The 23,377-nt window shown below is 52.7% G+C and carries 22 protein-coding genes and 2 pseudogenes; 16 read left to right on the top strand and 8 right to left on the bottom strand.

What is annotated here, in order from left to right:
- Positions 1-275: 275 nt before the first annotated feature.
- Positions 276-1,037, top strand: coding sequence for an SDR family oxidoreductase (locus E4T21_RS12085; protein WP_149285207.1), 762 nt, complete (start codon positions 276-278; stop codon positions 1,035-1,037).
- Between the two features lie 192 nt (positions 1,038-1,229).
- On the opposite strand, the gene E4T21_RS12080 is transcribed toward E4T21_RS12085, so the two are convergent.
- On the bottom strand, positions 1,230-1,559 hold the full coding sequence (locus tag E4T21_RS12080; protein WP_149285205.1) for a ComEA family DNA-binding protein: 330 nt from the start codon (positions 1,557-1,559) through the stop codon (positions 1,230-1,232).
- 236 nt (positions 1,560-1,795) lie between these two features.
- On the opposite strand from E4T21_RS12080, the gene pyrF reads away from it, so the two are divergent.
- The gene (gene pyrF / locus E4T21_RS12075; protein WP_149285204.1) at positions 1,796-2,500 is read left to right on the top strand and encodes an orotidine-5'-phosphate decarboxylase; all 705 of its coding nucleotides are present in this window, start codon (positions 1,796-1,798) and stop codon (positions 2,498-2,500) included.
- A 2-nt stretch (positions 2,501-2,502) separates the two neighbouring features.
- On the opposite strand, the gene lapB is transcribed toward pyrF, so the two are convergent.
- From lapB to E4T21_RS12060, 3 genes are all read right to left on the bottom strand, one after another.
- Positions 2,503-3,687, bottom strand: coding sequence for a lipopolysaccharide assembly protein LapB (gene lapB / locus E4T21_RS12070; protein ID WP_149285203.1), 1,185 nt, complete (start codon positions 3,685-3,687; stop codon positions 2,503-2,505).
- On the bottom strand, positions 3,688-3,993 hold the full coding sequence (locus E4T21_RS12065; RefSeq protein WP_149285202.1) for a lipopolysaccharide assembly protein LapA domain-containing protein: 306 nt from the start codon (positions 3,991-3,993) through the stop codon (positions 3,688-3,690).
- 108 nt (positions 3,994-4,101) lie between these two features.
- Entirely contained in the window at positions 4,102-4,398 is a 297-nt protein-coding gene (locus E4T21_RS12060) for an integration host factor subunit beta (protein WP_149285201.1), read from the bottom strand.
- 236 nt (positions 4,399-4,634) lie between these two features.
- On the opposite strand from E4T21_RS12060, the gene E4T21_RS12055 reads away from it, so the two are divergent.
- Together E4T21_RS12055 and E4T21_RS12050 are read left to right on the top strand one after the other, a co-directional pair.
- On the top strand, positions 4,635-4,940 hold the full coding sequence (locus E4T21_RS12055) for an FAD assembly factor SdhE (protein WP_420827706.1): 306 nt from the start codon (positions 4,635-4,637) through the stop codon (positions 4,938-4,940).
- 28 nt (positions 4,941-4,968) lie between these two features.
- Positions 4,969-5,403 carry a YgfX family protein gene (locus E4T21_RS12050; protein WP_149285199.1) on the top strand — a complete coding sequence of 145 codons (435 nt, stop codon included), beginning with the start codon at positions 4,969-4,971 and terminating at the stop codon, positions 5,401-5,403.
- An 8-nt stretch (positions 5,404-5,411) separates the two neighbouring features.
- On the opposite strand, the gene dinB is transcribed toward E4T21_RS12050, so the two are convergent.
- Positions 5,412-6,470 carry a DNA polymerase IV gene (dinB, locus tag E4T21_RS12045; protein ID WP_240349121.1) on the bottom strand — a complete coding sequence of 353 codons (1,059 nt, stop codon included), beginning with the start codon at positions 6,468-6,470 and terminating at the stop codon, positions 5,412-5,414.
- 26 nt (positions 6,471-6,496) lie between these two features.
- Entirely contained in the window at positions 6,497-7,162 is a 666-nt protein-coding gene (gene lexA / locus E4T21_RS12040) for a transcriptional repressor LexA (RefSeq protein WP_149285198.1), read from the bottom strand.
- Between the two features lie 260 nt (positions 7,163-7,422).
- Between lexA and E4T21_RS12035 the strand changes: the two genes are divergently transcribed.
- Positions 7,423-8,112, top strand: coding sequence for a TetR/AcrR family transcriptional regulator (locus E4T21_RS12035; RefSeq protein WP_149285197.1), 690 nt, complete (start codon positions 7,423-7,425; stop codon positions 8,110-8,112).
- Complete coding sequence (locus E4T21_RS12030; RefSeq protein WP_149285196.1) at positions 8,112-8,630, top strand: L,D-transpeptidase; 519 nt, start codon at positions 8,112-8,114, stop codon at positions 8,628-8,630. The genes E4T21_RS12035 and E4T21_RS12030 overlap by 1 nt, the downstream gene beginning before the upstream one ends.
- A gap of 189 nt (positions 8,631-8,819) precedes the next feature.
- On the opposite strand, the gene E4T21_RS12025 is transcribed toward E4T21_RS12030, so the two are convergent.
- Together E4T21_RS12025 and E4T21_RS12020 are read right to left on the bottom strand one after the other, a co-directional pair.
- The gene (locus E4T21_RS12025) at positions 8,820-10,019 is read right to left on the bottom strand and encodes a type II secretion system F family protein (protein WP_149285195.1); all 1,200 of its coding nucleotides are present in this window, start codon (positions 10,017-10,019) and stop codon (positions 8,820-8,822) included.
- Between the two features lie 11 nt (positions 10,020-10,030).
- A pseudogene (locus E4T21_RS12020) lies at positions 10,031-11,197 on the bottom strand (GspE/PulE family protein); the annotation flags it as partial.
- A gap of 511 nt (positions 11,198-11,708) precedes the next feature.
- Here E4T21_RS12020 and E4T21_RS21670 point away from each other — a divergent pair.
- The 10 genes and pseudogenes from E4T21_RS21670 to E4T21_RS11970 all read left to right on the top strand — a co-directional run.
- Positions 11,709-11,771 (top strand): annotated as a pseudogene (locus E4T21_RS21670) (type 4a pilus biogenesis protein PilA); the annotation flags it as partial.
- A gap of 999 nt (positions 11,772-12,770) precedes the next feature.
- On the top strand, positions 12,771-14,537 hold the full coding sequence (locus tag E4T21_RS12010; protein ID WP_149285193.1) for an SLC13 family permease: 1,767 nt from the start codon (positions 12,771-12,773) through the stop codon (positions 14,535-14,537).
- A gap of 121 nt (positions 14,538-14,658) precedes the next feature.
- The gene (cysD, locus tag E4T21_RS12005) at positions 14,659-15,573 is read left to right on the top strand and encodes a sulfate adenylyltransferase subunit CysD (protein WP_149285192.1); all 915 of its coding nucleotides are present in this window, start codon (positions 14,659-14,661) and stop codon (positions 15,571-15,573) included.
- Positions 15,574-15,669: 96 nt separating this feature from the next.
- Positions 15,670-16,014, top strand: coding sequence for a four helix bundle protein (locus tag E4T21_RS12000; protein ID WP_149285191.1), 345 nt, complete (start codon positions 15,670-15,672; stop codon positions 16,012-16,014).
- Between the two features lie 70 nt (positions 16,015-16,084).
- Positions 16,085-18,001 (top strand): sulfate adenylyltransferase subunit CysN, encoded by a 1,917-nt coding sequence (gene cysN / locus E4T21_RS11995; RefSeq protein ID WP_149285190.1) that lies wholly within the window; start codon positions 16,085-16,087, stop codon positions 17,999-18,001.
- Positions 17,998-19,497: an ABC transporter permease gene (locus tag E4T21_RS11990; protein WP_240349120.1), complete on the top strand. Its 1,500-nt coding sequence runs from the start codon at positions 17,998-18,000 to the stop codon at positions 19,495-19,497. The genes cysN and E4T21_RS11990 overlap by 4 nt, the downstream gene beginning before the upstream one ends.
- Positions 19,494-20,150 carry an ABC transporter ATP-binding protein gene (locus E4T21_RS11985; RefSeq protein WP_149285189.1) on the top strand — a complete coding sequence of 219 codons (657 nt, stop codon included), beginning with the start codon at positions 19,494-19,496 and terminating at the stop codon, positions 20,148-20,150. The genes E4T21_RS11990 and E4T21_RS11985 overlap by 4 nt, the downstream gene beginning before the upstream one ends.
- A gap of 118 nt (positions 20,151-20,268) precedes the next feature.
- Positions 20,269-21,393 carry a polysaccharide pyruvyl transferase family protein gene (locus E4T21_RS11980; RefSeq protein ID WP_149285188.1) on the top strand — a complete coding sequence of 375 codons (1,125 nt, stop codon included), beginning with the start codon at positions 20,269-20,271 and terminating at the stop codon, positions 21,391-21,393.
- Positions 21,390-22,328 carry a hypothetical protein gene (locus E4T21_RS11975; RefSeq protein WP_149285187.1) on the top strand — a complete coding sequence of 313 codons (939 nt, stop codon included), beginning with the start codon at positions 21,390-21,392 and terminating at the stop codon, positions 22,326-22,328. The genes E4T21_RS11980 and E4T21_RS11975 overlap by 4 nt, the downstream gene beginning before the upstream one ends.
- 22 nt (positions 22,329-22,350) lie before the next feature.
- On the top strand, positions 22,351-23,373 hold the full coding sequence (locus E4T21_RS11970; RefSeq protein WP_187774987.1) for a glycosyltransferase family 2 protein: 1,023 nt from the start codon (positions 22,351-22,353) through the stop codon (positions 23,371-23,373).
- The last annotated feature ends 4 nt before the right edge of the window (positions 23,374-23,377 follow it).

Here is a 23,377-nt window from a genome sequence, read left to right as displayed (position 1 = left end):
CTATTCCTTCCTTGGGTGTTACCAAACTATTCTTAACCAGTCATATTCTGCTGTATCCACTACTGATCTTTCCACCACTGATCTTTCCACCACAACAGTGACTTGCTTGTCATGCCGTATGGTGCAGTGCACTATCGAGAAGGTGCGTCTGAGGGCATATCTATAGAAGAGCATGTTCGGAGAAACGCCATGCTTATGGATATGCCGTATTCATAGAAAATCATGGACATGGAAAGTCATGTTCAGGGAATGCTATTGCAGCGGGAGGGTTGCCCATGAAGCTTGATGATGCGCTCATCGCGATTACCGGTGGTGCTCGTGGTCTGGGATTTGCCATGGCTCGACGTTTGGGAAGCCAAGGTGCTCGTCTGGCTTTGATCGATACGGATGGCGATCAGCTCGATAAGGCAGTTTCTTCATTATATGAAGAAGGCGTCACTGCCCAGGCCTTTATTGCCAATGTCGCCGATGAAGCTTCTGTCTCCCAGGCTTTTGCGGATATACGAAGTTCCATGGGCCCCCTGGATGGCCTGGTCAACAATGCAGGAATTCTGCGTGATGGTCTGTTGGTAAAGGCGAAGGACGGCAAGGTGGAGCGCACACTTGGCCTTGATGAGTGGCAGGCAGTGATCGATGTCAATCTGACCGGTGTCTTTCTATGTGGCCGTGCTGCTGCCGCTGCCATGGTCGAAGATGGTCGCCAGGGTGTCATCGTCAATATTTCCAGCATTTCTCGTGCGGGGAACATGGGGCAGAGCAATTACGCCGCTGCCAAGGCTGGGGTAGCGGCATTGACGGTTACCTGGGGTAAGGAATTGGCGCGTCATGGCATTCGCGTCGCTGCGGTGGCGCCAGGGTTCATCGAGACGGAGATGACGGCGTCGATGCGTGAGGACATGCTCGACAAGCTGACACGCGGTGTTCCTCTCAAGCGTCTGGGAGATCCCCAGGAGATTGCCGAGTCAGTGGCGTTCATTTTTACAAATGACTATTTCACGGCACGGGTGATAGAAGTCGATGGCGGCCTGCGTTTGTAATGGGGCCTGTTGTACTTGCACATGACATGGCAGGCAGCATATGAAAGCTCCTCACGACACCGAGGAAAGGTGTCGTGAGGGAGGTGTTGTTAACAGCTGTGTTGTTAAGACAGATGTTGTTAAGGCAGATGTTGTTAAGGCAAATAGTAGAAAGTGGAGTAACGGGAAGGTACAGCGAAAAGGTGTGGCAGGTTAGTTGGCGTTGCTGAAGCGGATTTCATCCGCTAGCCGTGCCACGGTGTTCTGGCCGATGCCCTTGACGCGGGTCAGGTCTTCCAGGTCGGCGTACGGACCATTGGCTTCACGTTCAGCAATGATGGCGTCGGCCTTGCTCGGTCCAATCCCCGGCAGTTCTGCCAGCAACTCGGCGCTGGCTTCATTGATATTGATAGGCTCAATCTTCAATTCATCCGCGGCCAGTGCAGGAAGGCTACAGGCCAACCATAGCGCTGCTGTCAGGGTGGCCAACCAATATTTGCCTGAACGACATGCATGGATGGGACTTGCTGAGAATTTGGTCATGGATTCCAACTCCTTGGTATCCCCGAGTAGAGGGAGCTCAAAAGAAAGGTAACGGGTTGATCAAAGCACCTTCACGGCACTCGCTTTTAACCTACCGTCTTGTGTTCATGACCATGTATCGCGAATCGCTTAAACCTCGGTAAGCGATCAAAGGCTCCTGCATGTCGCCCGCGGGGGCTGCAGCTGACGTCATGGCTGATATACTGCGTCGATTCGAACATCTCCTGGAGCCGTCCATGACGACTACATCTCCCCTGATTATCGCTCTCGATTATCCTTCCCTGGATGCTGCCCTGTGCATGGCGGATCGCCTGGATCCTGCGCGTTGCCGCCTGAAGGTGGGCAAGGAACTGTTCACGCGCAGTGGTCCAGATGTGCTGGATGCGTTGCATGGGCGTGGCTTCGAGGTGTTTCTGGATCTCAAGTTCCACGATATTCCCAATACTGTGGCTGGGGCTGTTCAGGCCGCGGCGGAGCAGGGAGTCTGGATGGTCAATGTGCATGCCTGTGGTGGCGAGCGAATGATGGCTGCTGCGCGAGAGCGTCTTGAGCAACATGGCCTCAAGACGCTTCTGATTGCTGTCACTGTACTCACCAGCATGACGCAGGATGAACTGAATGGCACTGGGGTGGAGGGCGAACTGGATGCGCAGGTCAAGCGTCTGGCACGTCTGGCCCAGAACTGTGGCCTTGATGGCGTCGTGTGCTCGGCGAGGGAAACTGCCATGCTCAAGACAGCTTGCGGGGCAGACTTCCTCAAGGTGACGCCGGGTATTCGTCCGAGCTTCGCTCAGGCAGGAGACCAGCGGCGCATCATGACGCCACTGGAGGCAATGCAGGCAGGGAGTACCCATTTGGTTGTCGGTCGCCCGGTGACTCAGGCAGAGGACCCGATGATCGCGCTTGCTGCTATCGAACAGGAGCTGTTGGGGACGGCGTAAGCCTATTCTCCCTCGATACCGGTGATCGGCTTGGTTGCACCCCAGGTACGGCAGCGGGGACACTGCCAGTGCAAGTGGTCACCGGTAAACCCACAACGGCCGCAACGGTGGCGAGGCAAAGCCTTGATCAGGGTATGAGTGTGCTGACGCAGTAACTCGATGCGCTCGTCATGGCCATCGTTGCTGGAATCTTGATAAAGCCCTATCAGGTAATCCACCCCGCCCAGGCTGGGCTCCCGGTTTAGTTGGGCCGTCACCAGAGAGATGGCTTCATCATCATTGCCACGCTGACGGCGCAGTGTCTGAGCCAGCAGAATGATGACGCTAGTATAGGGCGCCTGGTCGAGCAGCCGATAGAGATGGGCGATGAGACCTTCTGCATCGTCGAGCAAAAGGTAATTGCGTTCCAATGGTTCAAGCAGGGTGGGGATGAAGCCCAGGTCCTGCTGTGGAATGAGATCAAGATACTTGATGGCTTGACGATACTGGCCGGTATCATGCTGCAGTTCAGCCTTGATCAGGTTGGCACGTACGCAGCGGTCATCTATGGACAGCGCTTGCTTGAGATGCTTGCGTGCCAAGCCATGGCCAGCAGAACGGCGTTCATGTTCGGCCAGTTCACATAACCAGTGGGCGGCAGCCCGGCGCAGGTCTTCATGCTGGCGAGTCAGGTGGGGTACGGCGACATCCAGCGCCTGCTGCCATTCGCCTTCGCGCTCGAACAGGTCTGCGAGCAAGCGTTTTGCATGATGCTGAGTTTCGCTGGAAGGTTCTTCACGAATCAGCCCATGGAGAATGCGCTCGGCTCGATCGAGTAGACCAAGATGCAGGAAATCCCGGGATAGCTCCAGCTGTACACGGGCGCTCTGCTGATTGTCGAGAAAAGGGCGGGCCAGAAGGTTCTGATGGATCTTGACTGCGCGATCAGCTTCACCCCGGGAGCGGAACAGGTTGCCCAGGGTTACATGGGTCTCGATGGTATCGCTATTGACTTCCAGGGCGGAGATGAACGTTTCGATGGCTCGATCCTGCTGGTCATTGAGCAGGTAGTTCAAGCCAACAAAATAATCTCTGGATAACGTAGGAGAGGAGGTTGTCCCCTCCTTTCGTTGGCGCTCGCGTCGACCTAGGCCCCAGCCGATGGCCAGGGCAATAATCAGCAGGCCTAGCAGCAGAAGATCGGGCATTCAGGGGAGTTCCTTCATCTCCTGGATGCGGAGTCGATCAAGTTCCTTGCGCTGTTGTTGATTGTGGCGTTGAGCTCGGGTAAGCAGTGCGCGCAGACGAAGGTAGACGCCACTCATGGCAAGCATGCCAAGCAGTACACCGACAGCCAGAGACGCCAGCAACCAGAAAGACAAGGATGCTTCGGGGAGCTCGGTCCAGATCAGGTTGAGCGGCACTGCCTGCTGATTGTTTGTCGCAAAGAGGATGCCGACGAGCAGTACCAGCAGCAGAATAATGGCCATGACCAAGCCTTTGAGCCAACGCATGTACGAGTTCCCCAATCAGTAAAAACGCAAGATGAGCGCGAAAAAATATGAAATAGATAAGCTACGCTAACCCGGGTCGGGCCAACCGGGCACCAATGCCTTAATGCATCAGTAGCCCAGTGCTCGGCTGGCGTCTACCTGCTCGCGAAGCTCTTTGCCAGGCTTGAAGTGTGGCACGAATTTACCATCCAATGCGACCGATTCTCCGGTCTTGGGGTTGCGGCCGACCCGAGGCTCCCGGTAATGCAGAGAAAAACTGCCGAAGCCACGAATTTCAACGCGCCCGCCCTGGGCGAGAGTCTCGGTAATGTCATCCAGAATGAGGCGTACGGCTGCCTCGACGTCTTTGATCGACAACTCCGGTTGTCGCATAGCGATCTGCTCTATCAGTTCGGACTTGGTCATCGGTCTTCTCCGTGAGTCCCGCCTGGTTGACGAGCGCTGTCCCAGCGTCGTTGTTTTTTTAAATAGCATACTTTTCAAGTCTAGATAAAACAACGTACTAGGAAAGGATTCATCATACGATGATCATATAGCACATAAACACTCTGTTGATGGCTGCAAAGTATCCTCGGCCAATACGTGGTGACATGCATCAGGTATACTGGCGCCATACTCTAAGATTTTCGATGAGGTATCCCGTGGAGCAACAATCTTCACCTGTGGCTTCGAGCGCCGAGGCTGAGCGAAAGCGGCTGCATTGGCACTCCCGCCGCGGTATGTGGGAGCTGGATTTGCTGCTGCTGCCATTTCTGGAGCACCGCTATGACGATCTTTCTGAAGACGACAAGGCGGCTTATCGTGCACTGATCACTGAAGAGGATCAGGACCTCTTTGTATGGCTCATGCGTCGAGAGTGGCCTGAAGAACCAGTGAAGCGGCGTATTGTGCAGATGATCGTCGATTATGCCGAGAACAGTTCTAACGGTCACAATCGAGGCCTCTGACCACCAGCACCTTGCTCATGGTGCCCTGGTGACGGCTGTCACGCTGTTGATTGGTGCCATGACGCCTTTGCTGCTGGGCGCCGTTGCTGCGGCCGTTGGTGCGGGGCTGCTCATCTCTTCCTATCGGCAAGCCGCGATAGGGGAGTTGCGTTGTCTGGCCGATGGAGATCCGAACAATGACGTTCTAGGGGGCGACGGCCGCAGCAGGGCAGATGAACCTTCAGGCAAGATGCAGGCAGGCTCTAGACCCGTACAGTGGCAATGGCGTCCCAGAGGGCGGGGAGATTGGCATGCCATTTCTCTTCGCCATGTGGCTGTTGGCGGTCGGCTGATTGGATTGCATTGGCAACAGCGCACATTATGGATCTGGCCGGACTCGATGCCAGCAGAGCAGCATCATGCGTTGAGGCGATTGTTGCTGGGAGTGCCGCTTGGTATAGCCGAGGGGCGGGTGGAAGAGTGAGTGCAGGACTATAGTGGCAGCGATAGCTGTTGCCGTGCTTCTTCTGGAAGCAGCCTTACACCAATGCCTAGCAGGCGCACCGGACGCTTTCCTCGCGCCCAGGCCTGATCGGCCAGTTGATGATAGTTGTCCAGGCTTGGCTCCAGACCTCGCGCATCCATGGTGGTGGTAGAGAAGTTATTGAAACGAACCTTGACGAACAGGCTGGAGAGGCCGTGCTGGCCGTGTCGGGTGATGCGTGTTTCAAGTTTTTCGTGCAACGGGGCAAGAGCGGCGTGGACGTGATCCAATGTCGGCAGGTCGTGATCAAATGTAGTTTCGACACTAATGGACTTGCGTTCATGTGCCACTTGCACGGGGCGTTCGTCGATACCTCGTGACAGCTCGAACAGGCGCTTGCCGAACTTGCCGAATTCCTGGAGAAGCTGTTCGATGGGTAGAGCACGAAGGTCGTTGCAGGTTTCAATTCCCATTGTTGCCAGTCTGGCACTGGTGGCAGGTCCAACACCGTGCAACTTCTTTACCGGTAGAGCCTTGATGAAGCCATCAACCTGCTCGGGAGAAATGACGGTCAGTCCGTCGGGTTTTTCCCAATCGCTGGCCACCTTGGCCAGAAACTTCGATGGAGCAGCGCCTACCGAAACGACAATGCCTGTCCGCGACAGGCATTCTTTTTTCAGCCACTGAGCCATCCATGTCGCACTGCCCTGAAAGCCCTTGACATCGCTGACATCCAGGTAGGCCTCGTCCAATGAGAGAGGCTCTACCAGCGGTGTCAGTTCATGGAAGATCGCCTGTATCTGCCGGGAGACTTTGCGGTACTTGTCGAAATCTGGTGGCACCAGTAACAAGTCGGGGCATAGCCGCAAGGCCCGGGCAGTTGGCATGGCGGAATGAACGCCAAACTTGCGCGCAGGATAGTTACAGGTGGTAATGACCCCCCGGCGTTCCGCTGAAATGCCAACGGCAAGGGGAATGTCGTGCCATTGTGGGTTATCGAGCATTTCCACTGCTGCATAAAAGCAATCGCAATCAGCATGCAGAATCTTGCGCACCGAAGACGTCATGACAAGTACCGGCTATAGCAAAGTGTTCAACCCAGAGCCTGGCCGTTGCCCCCTCGAATCACGCCGACCCCGATGCCCTCAATTTCCAGATGATCCCTGCGCAAGTCCAGTTCAATCGGGGCGAAGTCTTCATTCTCTGCCTGCAGCGTGACGTGATGGCCGTCACGATGAAAGCGTTTGACGGTGACATCATCTTCCAGGCGGGCAACCACGATCTGGCCATTGCGGATGCGATCCGTTCGATGGACTGCCAGCAAGTCTCCCTCAAGAATGCCGACATCCTTCATCGACAGGCCGCGCACACGCAACAGATAATCGGCCCTGGGCGTAAAGTACTCTGGAGGAAGAGGGCAATAGCGGTCGATATGCTCTGCTGCCAGGATAGGGCTGCCAGCGGCAACTTCACCAATGATCGGCAGGCCTTGAGAAGAAGGAGGCTCTGGTTGGGTCAGTTGTGATGGGGTGGTTTCGGCCTCCTGAGCGGGTAGACGTATACCTCGGGAAGTGCCACGAATGACACGAATGGCACCTTTACGCTCCAGAGCGCGCAAATGCTCTTCTGCTGCATTGGGTGAGCGGAATCCCAGTGCTCTGGAAATTTCAGCACGGGTGGGAGGATAGCCAAGCTCGTTCATGGTCTTGACGATGAAGTCGTAGACATTCTGCTGGCGAGGAGTCAGGGGTCGTGTCATTCGGCCTCCCACAGGCGTTTGTTCAGATGGCAATGAAGCTGTTTGGGATGACAATGAAGCAAGGGGTTGGTTAAGTATACAGTATGGATGCTTGTCCAGTAAAAAGGTTCCTGCTGTTTGCTCGATCGGTACTGTTTCAAACGCAATTGATGACTGAGGCATTGAGACGATGCGGGGGCTCGCTTACACTCAGCGCATAATTAAAACAATTGTTTCCAACTGTGGAAACGCTATCTCGTGTCCTGACCACGGAGCCCCACATGGCCCAGACTGATACCGTGACCCGTATCTTGGATACTGCAGAGGTCCTCTTTGCTGAACGAGGCTTCGCGGAAACGTCACTGCGCAACATTACTGGCAAGGCCAAGGTCAACCTGGCTGCCGTGAACTACCACTTTGGCTCCAAGAAAGCCTTGATTCAGGCTGTCTTTGCCCGCTATCTCGATCCTTTTTCCGAGCGCTTTCATAATGCTATCGATGAGTTGGAAGCCACCTACGGTGAAGAGGTCATTCCACTCGAAGTGCTGCTGGAAACCATGGCGCGCACTGTCCTGGAAGTCCCGGCAGAGCGGCATAGTCTGAAAGTGTTCATGCGACTTCTCGGGCTTGCATACAGCCAGGCCCAAGGGCATCTGAGGCGATATATTCAGGAGCAATATGGCACAGTATTCACGCGTTTCGTGGAACTCGTGCGTCAAGCCACCCCGGAATTGCCTGATGCAGAGCGGTTCTGGCGCCTGCACTTTGTGCTTGGCACAGTGATCTTTACTTTCTCTGGACTTGACGCACTGCGGGACATTTCCGAAAAGGACTATGGTGAACATGTTTCGGTGCGTAATCTGGTCAAGCGTATGCGCCCTGTTGTGGTAGCTGCAATGCAGGCGCCTTTGCCTGATTTGGATGGACAGGATACCGACAAGACGGTGACTGTACTTACGGGAGCGGGTTGATGGTCACTCCACAGCTTGCAGAGTTACCGCCAGAGAATGGTGTCTGGGTGGAGGTGGACACCAATACCCAGACCATGACGGTATGGCATGGTGATACCCAGGCTTGGCATTGTCTGGTCTCCACTGCAGCCAATGGTACTGGCCAGCGAGAAGATAGCGGCCAGACACCATTGGGGTGGCATGTGATTCGTGCGGCCATTGGGGCAGAGCAGCCAGTAGGAGCTGTCTTTCGTGGCAGGCGTCCTACTGGCGAGGTCTATGATGATGCGCTTGGCGAGGCCTATCCCGATCGAGACTGGATACTGACACGAATTCTCTGGCTGTCAGGGCTGGAGCGGGGTTACAACCGCGGTGGTCATGCCGATTCGCAGCGCCGTTACATCTATATTCACGGTGCTCCACCGGATAAACCCATGGGAGAGGCTGACTCCCATGGCTGCATCAGGATGCGTGATGAAACCCTGATTCGCTTGTTTGATGAAGCACCTCCCGGCACTCCGGTATGGATCCATGACTAATCCTGGTGAAGTAATGGCTAAGTCCGAAGGAGAAATGCTTCCTTAAGGAAGCGCTGTATAAATATCGCGAGCGATGAGGGGCTGGTTGCCTCCGGAGCGGAAAGACCGCAGTTTACAAGGGAGTAAATGAGGATCTTGAGCACCACCTGAAACCAGAATATCGAGCGCAGCAATTTATTCAGTGTTTCTTTAAAGAACGCTTCCCAGCTCAAAGATGGGCAGATACATCGACATTACCAATCCTCCTGTCACGATGCCCAATACCAGGATGACCATGGGTTCGAGCAAGGATGTCAGGGTATCGACCCTCCTTTCGACTTCACCTTCGTAGTAAGTGGCAACCTGCGAGAGCATTGCCTCCAGAGCGCCGGCTTCTTCCCCGATTTTGATCATCTGTATGGCAAGGGCTGGAAACTGCCCGCTGTGGTGCATGGCAACGTGGAGCGAGTGTCCGCTGGCAAGCTCGTCACGCATGTCTTGAATAGCCGCATGCAGAAGAGGGTTGCCCGTTGATCCGGCAGCAATGGCCAGGCCATCCAGGAGGGGAACTCCTGAGCCATAGGTGGTGGCGAGAGTGCGGTTGAAGCGTGCTATGGCAGAGTGTTCCAGAATCTTGCCGAGTATCGGGATGCGCAAGGCCATGCGGCTCATGAGGGAATGTGTTGTAGTTGAGCGCTGCATAACCATGCGCATGAGCCATGATGATGCGACCAGAGTCCCCAGTGCCAGCCCACCATTCTGCTGAGTCAGGTCTGACAGGCGCAGTGTCATCTGCGTCAGAGGAGGAAGCGCGGCCCCGAATCCGTTGAACATGTCTTCGAACTTGGGGATGACTACGACCAACAGGATGAGCGTGACAATCAGGCCTATGGCAATGACGCTTAATGGGTACCACATGGCTTTCTTGACTTTCTGCTTGAGGGCTTCGTGTTTTTCCTGATACGTGGCAAGGCGGTCGAGCATGCTGTCCAGGGTTCCGGCAAGCTCGCCGGCTTCGATCATGCTGATATAAAGGGCATCAAACTGGCGAGGATGGCGTGTCAGAGCCTCGGAAAGGCTCGCGCCATGGCTTACATCAGCAATCAGCTTTTGCAGCATGGCGCGCATGCTCGGCTTGACCAGGCTGTGAGCAACGACCTCTAGAGCCTGGAGAATGGGAACGCGGGATTTCAGTAGTGTTTCCAACTGGCGTGTGAAGAGTGTCAATTCCTGAGCGGTGATGCTCCCCCGGCCAAGACGCCAGTGCTTGCCATCGGTACGGCGTATTGAAAGGGCCTTGATGCGTCGAGTGCGTAGCATTCTGAGCACGGAAGCCTTGGAAGATGCCTCGATTTCTCCACTCAAGTATCGACCATCTGGCCCACGTCCTTCCCACTGCCATCTGTCCATTTTCTTCACGATCAGCGCCCAGTTACGCGGCTGACTTCCAGCAGGCTGGTCACACCCGCCATGGCCAACTGCAAGCCGTTGTGATGAAGGTCGGGATATCCTTCCTTGCGTGCCTGGTGGTGAAAATCGTCGGCGTTGCCGCGTTGCAGAATCAGTTGGCGCATGGCATCGCTGATGGGAACAACCTCGAACAGGCCTACGCGTCCACGATATCCACCGGTACAACGAGAGCAGCCAATCGGTTGATAGAGATTTGTGCTGTCCAAGTCGGTGTCTGTCAGGCCATGGTCATGCAAGGTCTGCTGGGGAAGGGGCGTTCTTTGCTTGCAGTGATTACACAGGCGACGGGCCAGGCGCTGAGCAATGATCAAGCTGACAGCGCTGGCGATGTTGAAGGAAGCAATGCCCATGTTGGCCAGGCGTGACAGCGTATCTGCGGCGGAGTTGGTATGCAGGGTAGACAGGACCAGGTGTCCGGTTTGGGCTGCTTTTATTGCAATTTCCGCCGTTTCGGTATCGCGTACTTCTCCAAGCATCACGACATCTGGATCCTGACGCAGGAAGGCGCGAAGTGCACTAGCAAAATCCAGTCCGATACGCGGCTGAACATGGACTTGGTTGATGCCAGGCAGCTTTATTTCAACGGGATCCTCGGCGGTGCAGATATTGCGTTCGACTTGATTGAGCATATGGATGCCGCTGTACAGGGTAACCGTCTTGCCACTGCCAGTAGGTCCTGTGACCAGTACCATGCCCTGGGGGCTGGAAAGTGCTTTTTCGAATAGAAGCTTTTGATCACTGGTGAAGCCCAGCTTATCAATGCCAATTTGAACCGAAGAGACATCGAGCAGGCGTAGGACCAGTTTTTCGCCATTTACTGTGGGCAAGGAACTAACGCGGAAGTCCATTTCCTGATGATTTTCTACGGCAACCTTGATTGCCCCATCCTGGGGCAGGCGGCGCTCCGAAATATCCAGTCGGGCCATGACCTTGAGGCGGGCTGCAATGCGTGCTTTCAGATTGGCGGGTGGTTCTACCACCAGGTGAAGAATGCCGTCGATGCGGAAACGTACACGGAAGCAGTCTTCGTAGGGCTCGAAATGGATATCCGAGGCTCCGCGCCTGATAGCCTCGCGCAGTAGGGTATTGATGAAATGTACTACTGGTGCATCGTCAGCCTGGTTTGCTAGAGAGGTTTCCGATGCTATCGCATCAGGCATGCTGCGATCATATTCAAGGCGAGTCAGAGCTTCGCTGATACTCTGCTCTGGTGTGGGTAATGTCGAGTGAAGAGGGCGAGGGGCTGTCGCTGACATGGGTGGTCCTTCGCATTTTCTGCGTCTGCATTATCATGTTTTCCATTCAGTCTAACTCCAGCGCACTATGCCGATTCGTTAAAAAACCGATCTATATCAAGGAGGTTTTGAGGTATGGCGAATCAGCGAAGTGCCATTCGACAATGCCCTTTAAGCTAGGAAGGGAGCCCCGACAGAAACCGTATCAACCCAATGGAAGGGGGCGTTGCCAAGGAGAAGGAAGATGTATCAACAACAGACCTCATCTTTATCAGGCGATACAGAGCAGGATATGACTGAGCGAAACATCAACACGAAGCTGGATCAGCCTGTCGATACCGAATGGCAGGACTCAAAGGTTTTGGGAGAAGCGGGTTTTACTCTGATCGAGTTGATGATTGTCGTGGCCATTATTGGCGTTCTTGCCGCTATTGCTATTCCGCAGTATCAGAAATATCGCGAAAAAGCCGCAGTCAATGCTTGTCAGCAGGAACTGGCCGCAGCCAGAACCTCTCTCGCACTTGGTGGAATGCTGGGGGATTCGGGGGTTACGGCCGGGGAGTTGGCAGGTGATTATGCCTGGAGTGCCTGCAATGGTGATAGCGTGGCTTATTCCGCTCCTACTCAATCCGAGCAGGGAGCGCTGACGGCGGAGCCTAAAGATTATTCCGGTGTGAGTGCATCCATTCCTATCCCCAGTACTTCCAGCCTATGACCCCGGTCGCTATGCAGCTTGCCCCAGCCAGCATCTCGCTCGTGTAAGTCTGCTCTTGAAATGTCCAAGCCCATGGGGGCTTCTGGGTAGCTATCCTTTCGTTAAGCATTATTCGCCTGTACGCATCTCCGTGTGCAGGCGTTTTTTATTAGGCTGCAAAGTATAAGTGAGCAGCGCTAGTTAAAGTGCGGTTCAAGGAAACGTCGTCCGTAAAAAGCATCGTCCGAAGAGATGGCACTCTATCAAGAGACGATGTGGACATTTCTAACCTGGTTCGAACATACGCTTCATATAATATGCTTTTTCAGGCGAAAGGCGTTTTGCCCTTGCAAAAAGGGGAAGTTTTGTAAACACGTATTTACATTTCTTATCTTTTAGTGTCATTCAACCGTTTGATTTATAAGGCACTATGCAGTCGGCATCGTTCTGTTGCATATCTCTTTTGATGTATGCTTCATTCGTCAAGAATACTTAGGACTCGTGGGTCGGAATCGGCCAGAACAGGTGTTTCTGCGTAGAGTAACCCAAATGGCTAACGTAAAATGGCGCCGCATCGCGCATTTAAGTGCGTAGCACGATTTGCACACGACAATTTATGAACCTAGGGATTGGATGAGCCCGGTGAATCCATGGGCGGTAGCGTGTCTTGACGGCTGCCAACCAGGCATTGGAAGCTTGGTCAATTGTTCCCCTGAATGTATGGCAAGGAGGCCGCATGTCAATTGTCGGTAACAGCACCGCATGACTTGGCAAGCGTTATTTTCATTATTCACGGTCGGTGCGGTACTTGGCGGCTTGGCATTTACCCGTATCGCTGCCGATGTCATCGTCATGGGGGCCCTGGCCATCCTGGTCATCATCGGTATTCTGACCCCGGGCGAAGCCTTGGGGGGGTTCTCCAACCCTGGCGTGATGACCATTGCCAGTCTCTATGTCGTGGCTGCCGGCCTCAAGGAAACCGGTGCCGTTCAATGGCTGGCCATGCGTGTACTCGGCCAGCCAAAGACGCTGGGCATGGCATTGCTGCGGGTGCTGATCCCTACATCCAGCCTGAGTGCCTTCATGAACAACACCACCGTGGTGGCAATGTTCATACCCGCAATTCAGGATTGGGCCGCGCGCCTCAGGCATCCCCCTTCGAAATTGCTGCTTCCTCTCAGCTATGCCGCCATTCTTGGCGGTACCTGCACACTGATCGGCACCAGCACCAACCTGGTGGTAGATGGCCTTCTACAGAGTGAGAGAGGGGTTCATCTAGGCATGTTCGAGCTGGCCTGGGTGGGTATTCCTCTCGTCATCGTAGGTGGCGCCTTTCTGTATTTCTTCGCGGGTCGTCTATTACCTGACCGACAAGGTGTGCTCGAGCAGCTTGAGCAGGCGCGCGAGTATTCGGTGGAAGTGCTGGTTGATCCTGATGGCCCTCTGGTGGGGAAAACCATCGCCGATGCGGGGCTGCGAAGCCTGGTTCATGGGTATCTGACGGATATCGAACGTCATTCGCGACTGCTGACAGCGGTGCCGCCTGATACGGAGCTACAGGCTGGCGATATTCTCGTCTTCATCGGTGCTCCGGAATGTGCAAGGGAGCTTCGCCACATCAATGGCCTCAAACCTGCCGGTGGCGATGTACACAAGCTGGATATCGCTCACCACCATCGTTGTCTGGTGGAGGCTGTGATTGGACCGGACTTTACCGGGCTCAATCAAACCGTACGTGGGTCACGATTCCGCTCACGCTACCAAGCGGTGATTCTATCGATCTCGCGTCAGGGGCGACGTATTCCCGGCAAGGTCGGTGATATCAAGATCGGAGTCGGCGACACTCTGCTGCTGGAAACCGGTCAGGACTTTGTCGATCAATACCGCTACCGCAAGGACTTTCTGCTGGTCAGCGCGTTGAACGATTCGACACCGCCGAACTTCGTCAAGGCACCCTGGGCGCTTGGTATCCTCGGCGGCATGGTGGTGGCGAGTGCAACAGGCTTGCTGAGTATTCTCGAAGCCGCCTTGCTTGCTGCGGGGATGATGCTGGTATCGCGCTGTGTAACAGCCAGCAAGGCTCGCCGTTACATCGACCTTTCTGTATTGGTCGTCATAGCGGCTTCCTTTGCCTTGGGGGCTGCCATGACCAAGACAGGGGCAGCAGTGCTGATTGCCGATACCATCATGTTGATCAACGGCCTTTCCCCATGGATGGCACTTGCCTTGGTGTATCTGATGACGGTGATGTTCACTGAGCTGATCACCAATAATGCTGCTGCCGTGTTGATGTTTCCCATTGCGGGAGCTGTGGCGGAAGGGCTCGGCGTTGATTACATGCCATTCACCATCGCTATCATGGTTGCGGCTTCTGCCAGCTTCATGACGCCACTGGGCTATCAGACCAACCTGATGGTACTGGGTCCCGGTGGTTATCGTTTCACCGACTATCTGCGCCTCGGAACCCCCCTCAGTCTGGTAGTTGGTGCAGTGGCGGTGACGATCATTCCTCTTGTCTGGCCATTTTAAGGCAATACTCAACTCTTCAGTATCGTGTGTGGTCAACGTGATGAGCACTGACCAGGCGCTGGTACAAGCCTTGGCATTGCACGACTTGACCGGAACTAACTCGTTATCTTGGAATTTCAGTATGGAAATTACTCCAGAGCGTCAAACGCACCTCAAGCAGCTCGAAGCCGAGTCCATTCACATCATTCGTGAAGTGGCGGCCGAGTTCCGCAACCCGGTGATGATGTACTCCATCGGCAAGGACTCCTCGGTCATGCTGCATCTGGCCCGCAAGGCCTTCTATCCGGGGACCCCGCCGTTCCCGTTGATGCACGTCAACACCACCTGGAAGTTCAAGGAAATGATCGCCTTCCGTGACCGTATGGCCGACGAGGCCGGCATGGAGCTGATCGAGCACATCAACCAGGAAGGGGTCGAGGCCAACATCAACCCCTTCGATCACGGCAGTGCCAAGTACACGGACATCATGAAGACCCAGGCCCTCAAGCAGGCCCTGGACAAGTACGGCTTCGATGCTGCCTTCGGTGGTGCCCGCCGCGATGAGGAAGCCAGCCGCGCCAAGGAGCGTGTGTTCTCCTTCCGTGACAAGCACCATCGCTGGGAGCCCAAGAGTCAGCGTCCGGAGCTGTGGAACATCTACAACGCCAAGGTCAACAAAGGCGAGTCCATCCGCGTGTTCCCGCTGTCCAACTGGACCGAGCTGGACATCTGGCAGTACATCTATCTGGAATCCATTCCCATTGTCCCGCTGTACTACTCCGCCAAGCGTCCGGTGGTCGAGCGCGACGGCATGCTGATCATGGTCGACGACGAGCGTCTGCCGCTGGAAGAAGGCGAACAGCCGAAGGAAGTGTCAGTACGCTTCCGTACCCTAGGCTGCTACCCGCTGACTGGCGCGGTGGAGTCTGAAGCCGCCACGCTGCCCGAGATCATCCAGGAGATGCTGCTCACCCGCACCAGTGAGCGCAGCGGCCGCGCCATCGACCACGACCAGGCCGGATCGATGGAAAAGAAAAAGCGCGAAGGTTATTTCTAACGCGCTAGAAGCGCGTTAGAGAGCGATAAGTTATAAGCTGTAAGCTATAAGGAATAGACCCAGCGGGAGATGTGACAGAGGCTCAGGAGGAGCGGGTTGAATTTCGAGAAGCTATTGGTCTGGAAGCGGTCTGCCCGTTTGTCGGCGGAACTTTATAAGGCGCTTTCTGGCCTGCGAGACTTTGGTTTTCGAGACCAAGCTACCCGCTCTGGGCTCTCTATCCCCAGTAATATTGCCGAAGGCATGAGTCGCGATTCCAGCAAGGACAAACGACATTTTCTGGTCATCGCCAGAGGCTCGTGTGCGGAGTTACGGACCCAAGTCTATATCGGCATGGATATCGGTTATATCTCCCGTCAACAAGGCCAGCAGTGGTTGCAGGAAACCCGAGAGCTATCGTCAATGCTTAATGGGCTGATCAACGCGCTGGACAACGAATGAACATTGAGCTGGAAGGTGAAGCTGTGACTTACAGCTTATCGCTTCCAGCTTACAGCTAAGGATGTTGGTAATGTCACATCAATCCGAACTGATTGCCGACGATATCGAGCAGTACCTCAAGGATCACGAGAACAAGGACCTGCTGCGCTTCATCACCTGCGGCAGCGTGGACGACGGCAAGTCGACCCTGATCGGGCGCCTGCTGCACGATTCCAAGATGATCTACGAGGATCAACTGGCGGCCATCACCCAGGCCTCCAAGACCAGCGGCACCACCGGTGACGAAGTCGACCTGGCCCTGCTGGTGGATGGCCTGCAGTCCGAGCGTGAGCAGGGCATCACCATCGACGTGGCCTATCGCTTCTTCTCCACCGACAGGCGCAAGTTCATCATTGCCGATACCCCCGGGCATGAGCAGTACACGCGCAACATGGCCACCGGGGCTTCCACCGCCAGCCTGGCGGTGATCCTGATCGATGCCCGTCATGGCGTGCAGACCCAGACCCGTCGTCACAGCTTCATCTGTGATCTGCTGGGCATCCAGCACCTGGTGGTCGCGGTCAACAAGATGGATCTGGTCGAAGGCTCCCAGCAGCGTTACGACGAGATCGTCGAGGAATACCAGGAAATCGCCGCCAAGCTCAATGCCCCGGATATCCGCTTCGTGCCGATGTCGGCGTTGAAGGGTGACAACGTGGTCAACCGCAGCGAGGGCATGGCCTGGTACGAAGGGCCGACCCTGCTGGAACTGCTCGAGAGCGTCGAGATCACTCACGACCAGAACCTGCGCGACCTGCGCCTGCCGGTGCAGTACGTCAACCGCCCCAACCTGGACTTCCGTGGCTACTGCGGCACCCTGGCCGCGGGCGTGCTGACGCCGGGCCAGACCATCCGTGCCCTGCCGTCCGGCAAGACCTCCACGGTCGAGCGCATCGTCACCTTCGATGGCGACCTGTCCGCCGCCTATCCGGGCCAGGCCATCACTGTGACCCTGGCCGACGAGATCGATATCTCTCGCGGTGACTGGATCGTCGCCGAGCAGGACGAAGTACCGCTGGCCACTGCCTTCGAGGCGGATATCGTGTGGATGCACGAGACGGCCCTGGAAACGGGCAAGCTGTATGACATCAAGCTGGCCACCCGTGACCTGGCAGGCAAGGTGTCGGCGATCGACTTCCAGGTCGACGTCAACACCCTCGAGCACCGCCATGCCGACCATCTCGACCTCAACGCCATTGCCCGTTGCCAGGTCGAGCTGACTGCCCCGGTGCCGGTCGATGACTATCGCAGCAGCCCGGGCACCGGCAGCTTCATCATCATCGACCGCTTGACCAACATCACCGTCGGCGCCGGGATGATCCACCAGCCGCTGAACAGCGAGCTGCCCTACGAGTTCCGCGAGCACGACAGCAAGGCCAACGTGGTGTGGAACCGTACCAGCGTGACCCAGGCCATGCGCGAGCAGATCAATGGCCACCAGGGCAAGTGCGTGTGGTTCACAGGCCTGTCCGGTTCCGGCAAGTCGACCCTGGCCAACGCCCTGGAAGTCGAGCTCAACCGCCGCGGCTATCACACCATGCTGCTGGATGGCGACAACATCCGCCATGGGCTGTGCAAGGACCTCGGTATGAGCGAAGCCGACCGCGCCGAGAACATTCGTCGCGTAGGCGAAGTGGCACGCCTGTTCGCCGAGGCTGGGGTGATCGTGATCACCGCCTTCATCTCACCGTTCCGCAGCGACCGTGATGCCGCTCGGGAACTGTTTGCCGAGGGTGGCTTTGTCGAGGCTTATGTGGCCACCCCGCTGGACGTGTGCGAGCAGCGCGATCCCAAGGGGCTGTACCAGAAGGCCCGTGAGGGCAAGATCGGTGACTTCACCGGCATCAACAGCCCCTATGAAGTGCCCAAGGCTCCGGAGGTGGTGCTCAAGACCACCGAATACACCCAGCAGGAACTGGTCAACCAACTGGTGAAGATCTGCCTGTGAGCGAGCAAGATATGACGCAGGGAAACCAGGGGCCGGCGCAAGCCGGCCTTCCCGATAGTAAGGACCTGCAAGAATGGGCCTGGCAAGCAACTCGAAATAGAGAGTGGCGGTTGGCTTCTCAGCGCTGGGCTTTGGTCAGGGAGTTCTATCCAGAAAAGACGACAGGCTGGATACAGGGCAGTATTGCTCATCGTACTCTTGGTGAGTATGACATATCTGAGGTATTAATATTTGAAGCAGTTGAACGCTTTCCTCAAAACTCAAACACACTACGTCAATATGCTAAACTTAACCTTGTTAAAGGTGAATTTGGCAAAGCGATTGAACTAATCGAGCGTGCTCGGAGTTCTTTTCCGAACGATCCCGATGTGCGCTGGAGTATTATTAGTACTTATGAAGCATCAGGTGACTTTGAGCGCGCGGAGCATGAAAGCCTGAGTGGGCAAGCAGACTTTCCAGATAATGAAAAACTGGCAGCTCAATATGCTGAGTTGGCCATGCAGCAAAAGGACTGGCAGGTGGCGCTGGAGCGCTGGCAGCAGGTGCGTGAAAAGTTTCCCAAGCATGCCGCGGGTTATGTGCGTGCCGCTGATGCGGCGGCAGCGTTGGGTAATGAGCCCCTGTCCCGACAGTTGAAGCTGGCCCAGGAATATGGCAATGCCTGGCTGGTCAGTCTGCAGGATGAAAGTGAGGGTGAGTCAGCCCACACAATCAGTCCGCCACAGCGGCGTAATTGGAAGACGTTTGTCGACCTGGTATGGACCAAGGCCCGCCTTAACCTGAAGAGCGAAGCAAGCCAGAACCACCTGCGTTACTTCTGGTGGATTCTCGACCCGCTGTTGTACATGGCGGTGTTCTATATCGTCTTTGGCCTGTTGATGGAGCGAGGCGGCCCTGGTTTTATTGCTTACTTGCTGACAGGTCTTGTTCCGTTTCAATGGTTTGCCAAGACAGTCCAGCAGACCTCTGGGTCGATTGTTGGCGGAAAGGGCCTGATGCATAAGGTGCGTATCTCGCCGCTGTTCTTCCCCTTGGTGGGCATCGTGCAGAATACCGGTAAGCAGGCGTTGGTGTTTTTGATGTTGGGCCTGTTCCTGATCTTCTATGGTTTGCCACCAACAGTGCACTGGCTGGCCATTGTACCGGTTATTGCGGTACAGCTATTGCTGATGGTCGTTGTCAGTTGCTTCCTGGCTATGCTGGTACCTTTTGTGCGGGATATTTCCAACCTGATTCCGACAGGCATCCAGTTCCTGCTGTTTACCAGCGGTATCTTCTATACCGTGGACCGCATTCCACCTGAATGGCATACACTGTTCTTTTCCAACCCCATGGCTAATATTCTGCATCAGTATCGCCTGGTACTGGTGGAAAATCAGTGGCCGGACTGGAGCGGTCTGGGCTGGGTGTTCCTGGGTTGCATGATTGGCCTGGTGATTGTGCTGATGCTATATCGGCGCCTTGAGCCTATTTTCCCCCGGGTGGTAATCGAATGACGACAAGCCAGCAGCAGATACCCAGCCATGGTGAAATCATCATCTCACTGAAAGATGTCGGGATACGCTACAAGCGCCGTGGTGGGCTTTTTCGCAAGCCCGAATATTTTCAAGCCCTGGAAAATGTCAGCTTTGATATCCACCGGGGAGAAACCCTCGGTATTGTTGGTCGTAATGGTGCAGGCAAGTCCACCTTGTTAAAGGTGGTTGCTGGTATTATCCAACCGGATGAAGGCGAGTTGATCAACCATGGTGTCACTGCATCTTTGTTGACTCTTCAAGCTGGTTTTGATGCTGAGCTACCTGGAGTTGATAATGCCATATTAAGCGGCATGCTCATGGGATATACTCGTCAGCAAGTAGAAGCACGTATGAGTGACATTATCGAATTTTCAGAGTTGAAAGAGTTCATTTATGAACCAGTAAAAACATATTCGTCTGGTATGAGAGCTAGGCTCGGTTTCTCTGTTGCTATGTATATGACTCCTGATGTTCTGCTCTTGGATGAAGTTCTTAGTGTCGGAGATAAGCAGTTTAGAAAAAAAGCAGAGACAGAAATGTTTAAAAAGATCCATTCCGATCAAACTGTACTGCTCGTTTCTCATTCTGAAGCCCAGGTTGATCGTCTATGCGAAAGAAAAATTTCACTTTAGTAAAATTTCAAGATAGGAATATAAGTTCGGAGAGTGGTCTATGTTTCACTCAATGTGTGCTTGATCAAAGAATACGTGGAAAGTTTTGTTGAAAATTTCTCGGTAAGGAGAGGGGAACGTGAGCTATTTGATCGTTGGTGGAAGTGGAGCACCAAATTATGGTGACGAGATAATTTTAAAGTTATGGCTTGATCTACTTGGGGAACAAAAAAACACCTTGAGGGTTGAAAGTAATATAAAAAATAACACTATACGACTTCATGGTGATAGAGAAAAAGTTGAATACAGTGATTTTATAAAAAATGTTGCAAAAAATAAAACATCCCTTGGATTTTGGAATCAAGTAAAAAGGGGAGTTAATTTTTTTGATAGAAATGGAATAAAAATATATGGAGAGAAAAATTTTAATTTTTTAAATGGACTAAAAGTAGTCCATCTTCATGGTGGTGGTTATATAAATAAAAACGCAGAGTTAAATGGATTTGTCTTGGGGTTTTGTTATGCATTACATAAGGAAACAGGTGCTAGGCTAATAGGAACAGGATTAGGCCTACATCCTATATCTTCCCCTCCGAATAATATACTTACGATGGCTAGTGAAGTCTTCCAGGCTTTTTATGGAATAGAACTGAGAGACAAAGAAAGCTTTGACTTTGCTAACCTTATTACTAATGGAAAGGCTAATGCCGTATTTGGCTATGATGACGTTTATTTGCAGAGTAGAGAGTCATTCATATCTGCTTCAGAAAAACGCCGTCTAGTTCTTTCATTTTCAAAGCATAATGTTGATAAGTTTACATCAAGCTACTGGAAAGAAGTCTCAAAGTTTAAAGAAAAATTTGATGAAGTGGTTTTTTGGGAGTGCTTTCCTTGGCAAGATAGGTCTGTTTTTGATTTGGTGTGTTCTAATTTAACGAATGTTAATAAAGTTTCTGTAGAAGACTCTGTTTATGGGAACCAAGGTTTCTCAGAAAATGACTTCTTGATAACTAGCCGATTCCATCCTCATTTGATTTCTTCTAGAGTTGGTGCTGCCGGGCTATATTACAGCGATAGCCAATATTATAATGTGAAACACGGCTCAGTGGTTGCTTGTGGTTCTAAGTTTTTAAAAGGGGATTTCAGTCAATTTAATCCGTCTGGCTGTCGTCGCTCGGAACTTGCAATTGACTTAGATGAAGTGCATGTGATGAAGAAAAAGCGGATTGCAAAAAACTTTCTTGATGGAATATGTAAGTTATGAAACTTTATATCCACTTTGGTATACATCGAACAGGTAGTACTTCTATCCAAGCATGCTTAAATAATAGCTTTAATATTCTCAAAAGCCATGGTTTCTTGTACCCCAGAATTAAGGGCATGAGTGACCATGTAAGAATACCTTGGATGTTAAATAGTGGGAAGTTATCTTCTGAGGATGTGTTGGCAGAGATTGATAGTCAAAAAAACGAATTAACCCATACAGTTATCTTGTCAGCTGAAGACTTTTGTCTGGTAAGGAATTCAGACTTCTTTGAGAGACTAAAAAAAGAGTATTCTGTATCTGTTGTGTTATATCTGAAAAGACAGGATTTATGGCTCGAATCTTGGTATAATCAGCATATAAAATGGCCTTGGGATAAGAAGTTTTCATCATGTACTCCTGAAGCTTTTCTAACTGACTTTTCCAGAGATTTCTATTGGATGAACTATAAATCTCTGCTTGAACGTCTCGAGAAAATCTTTGGGAAAAATAACTTAAAATTGAATGTGGTAGACTCTTACGGTGTTAAAGACACTGTAAAAGACTTTATGCAGGTTGTCGGTATTGATAGTAGATGGCTGAATTCATATAAGGATCAAAATGCATCACTATCATCAGTAAAGCTGGATATTATAAGAAGATTGGATGTTTATGATCTTAAACCAGCAGAAAGACACAAAGTAATTAGAGCTATAAACACCCTGGACATACCAGAAGATAATGGAAAAAAGATAGTTTTCTCTGACGAGCAAGTAGAAAGTATTTTGTCCTACTATAATGCCTCTAATGAATATGTGGCAAAAAAATATTTCGAGCGAGATGAATTGTTCGGTGATGGCATACTGACGAATAGAAGCCCTGTATTTATTTCCGATGACTTAGCTTATAAGAAATATATTCCAATGTTGCTTAAAAGCGTTTGTCGAGAAAATTAATTTGTTTGACATGGAGGTCCAGGTGAGAATTTACGGTATGATTCAGTGGTGGATGGACAAAGCAAAGATAGCCTCTTTTTTGTCGAAGCTCCATGTCAATGCATTCAAGTTTTCTAAACAACTTAGTGTAAAGCAGGACAACCTTTCAAAAATTTCGAAAAGCGATATAGTACTTTTTTCTGTTATGAAAAATGAAGCGCATCGACTTCCATTTTTTATTGAATATTATCGCAATCTTGGCGTCGATCACTTCATCCTTGTTGATAATGCATCTACCGATCATTTCGATCAAGTCGTCTCTGGGCATGATGATATCACTACCTTTTATACTGAAGGGAGTTACAAAGACTCCAACTTTGGTATGCATTGGGCCAACTATCTTCTTCGCAAATACGGCACTGGCCACTGGTGCATGACCTGTGATCCAGATGAGTTTATCGTATATCCTCATATGGATACTCGTAACCTTAAAGAACTGACTGAGTATTTGTCTTCTGTTCGACAAGAATCTTTCTTCACCATGATGGTTGACATGTATGGTGATAAGCCAGTCGAAGAGTGTCATTATGAGGAAGGTACGAATCCTGTTGAAACATGCGCTTATTTTGACAAGGCAGGATATGTAAAGAAAATTTCTGCCTCACTGCATAATATCTGGATGCAGGGCGGGGTGAGGCGGCGAGTTTTTGCCAAGGAGAAGCCAGAGGGTGCCCCAGCGCTGAATAAAGTGACACTGGTGAAATGGCAGCGTCATTTTGCATATGTGGAATCCATGCACATGGCTTTGCCGCGCAGGCTGAACGAGTGCTTGGATCCAAGAAAAACCAGTGGCGCTGTTCTTCATTTCAAGTTTATTAGTCAGCTTCGTAATAAAGTAGATGTTGAGCTTGAGGCAAAACAACACTTTAATGATTCAGCAGAATATAAGCAGTACGATAAAGTCATTAAGGAGCGTCAAGAGCTTTTCGATTCTACAGTCTCGGAGAAATACGAGGACTGGCGTACCTTGGCGAAGTTGGGAATGATCAATAAGGGAGAGTGGTAAGCCA

Origin of the sequence: Halomonas binhaiensis (assembly GCF_008329985.2) — a bacterium.
GTDB lineage: Bacteria > Pseudomonadota > Gammaproteobacteria > Pseudomonadales > Halomonadaceae > Halomonas > Halomonas binhaiensis.
Note: the sequence above shows the minus strand (reverse complement) of the source record. Positions and strands in the feature narration are given on the sequence as shown.

Bases quoted from the DNA above. Each gene is read 5' to 3' on its own strand.
- dinB (WP_240349121.1), bottom strand. From the start codon at position 6,470: ATGACGTCTTCGGTGCGCAAGATTCTGCATGCTGATTGCGATTGCTTT.
- cysD (WP_149285192.1), top strand. From the start codon at position 14,659: ATGGAAATTACTCCAGAGCGTCAAACGCACCTCAAGCAGCTCGAAGCC.
- E4T21_RS12010 (WP_149285193.1), top strand. From the start codon at position 12,771: ATGACTTGGCAAGCGTTATTTTCATTATTCACGGTCGGTGCGGTACTT.
- pyrF (WP_149285204.1), top strand. From the start codon at position 1,796: ATGACGACTACATCTCCCCTGATTATCGCTCTCGATTATCCTTCCCTG.
- E4T21_RS12035 (WP_149285197.1), top strand. From the start codon at position 7,423: ATGGCCCAGACTGATACCGTGACCCGTATCTTGGATACTGCAGAGGTC.
- E4T21_RS12065 (WP_149285202.1), bottom strand. From the start codon at position 3,993: ATGCGTTGGCTCAAAGGCTTGGTCATGGCCATTATTCTGCTGCTGGTA.
- lexA (WP_149285198.1), bottom strand. From the start codon at position 7,162: ATGACACGACCCCTGACTCCTCGCCAGCAGAATGTCTACGACTTCATC.
- E4T21_RS12080 (WP_149285205.1), bottom strand. From the start codon at position 1,559: ATGACCAAATTCTCAGCAAGTCCCATCCATGCATGTCGTTCAGGCAAA.
- E4T21_RS12030 (WP_149285196.1), top strand. From the start codon at position 8,112: ATGGTCACTCCACAGCTTGCAGAGTTACCGCCAGAGAATGGTGTCTGG.
- lapB (WP_149285203.1), bottom strand. From the start codon at position 3,687: ATGCCCGATCTTCTGCTGCTAGGCCTGCTGATTATTGCCCTGGCCATC.
- E4T21_RS12085 (WP_149285207.1), top strand. From the start codon at position 276: ATGAAGCTTGATGATGCGCTCATCGCGATTACCGGTGGTGCTCGTGGT.
- E4T21_RS11985 (WP_149285189.1), top strand. From the start codon at position 19,494: ATGACGACAAGCCAGCAGCAGATACCCAGCCATGGTGAAATCATCATC.
- E4T21_RS12060 (WP_149285201.1), bottom strand. From the start codon at position 4,398: ATGACCAAGTCCGAACTGATAGAGCAGATCGCTATGCGACAACCGGAG.
- E4T21_RS11975 (WP_149285187.1), top strand. From the start codon at position 21,390: ATGAAACTTTATATCCACTTTGGTATACATCGAACAGGTAGTACTTCT.
- E4T21_RS12025 (WP_149285195.1), bottom strand. From the start codon at position 10,019: ATGGACAGATGGCAGTGGGAAGGACGTGGGCCAGATGGTCGATACTTG.
- cysN (WP_149285190.1), top strand. From the start codon at position 16,085: ATGTCACATCAATCCGAACTGATTGCCGACGATATCGAGCAGTACCTC.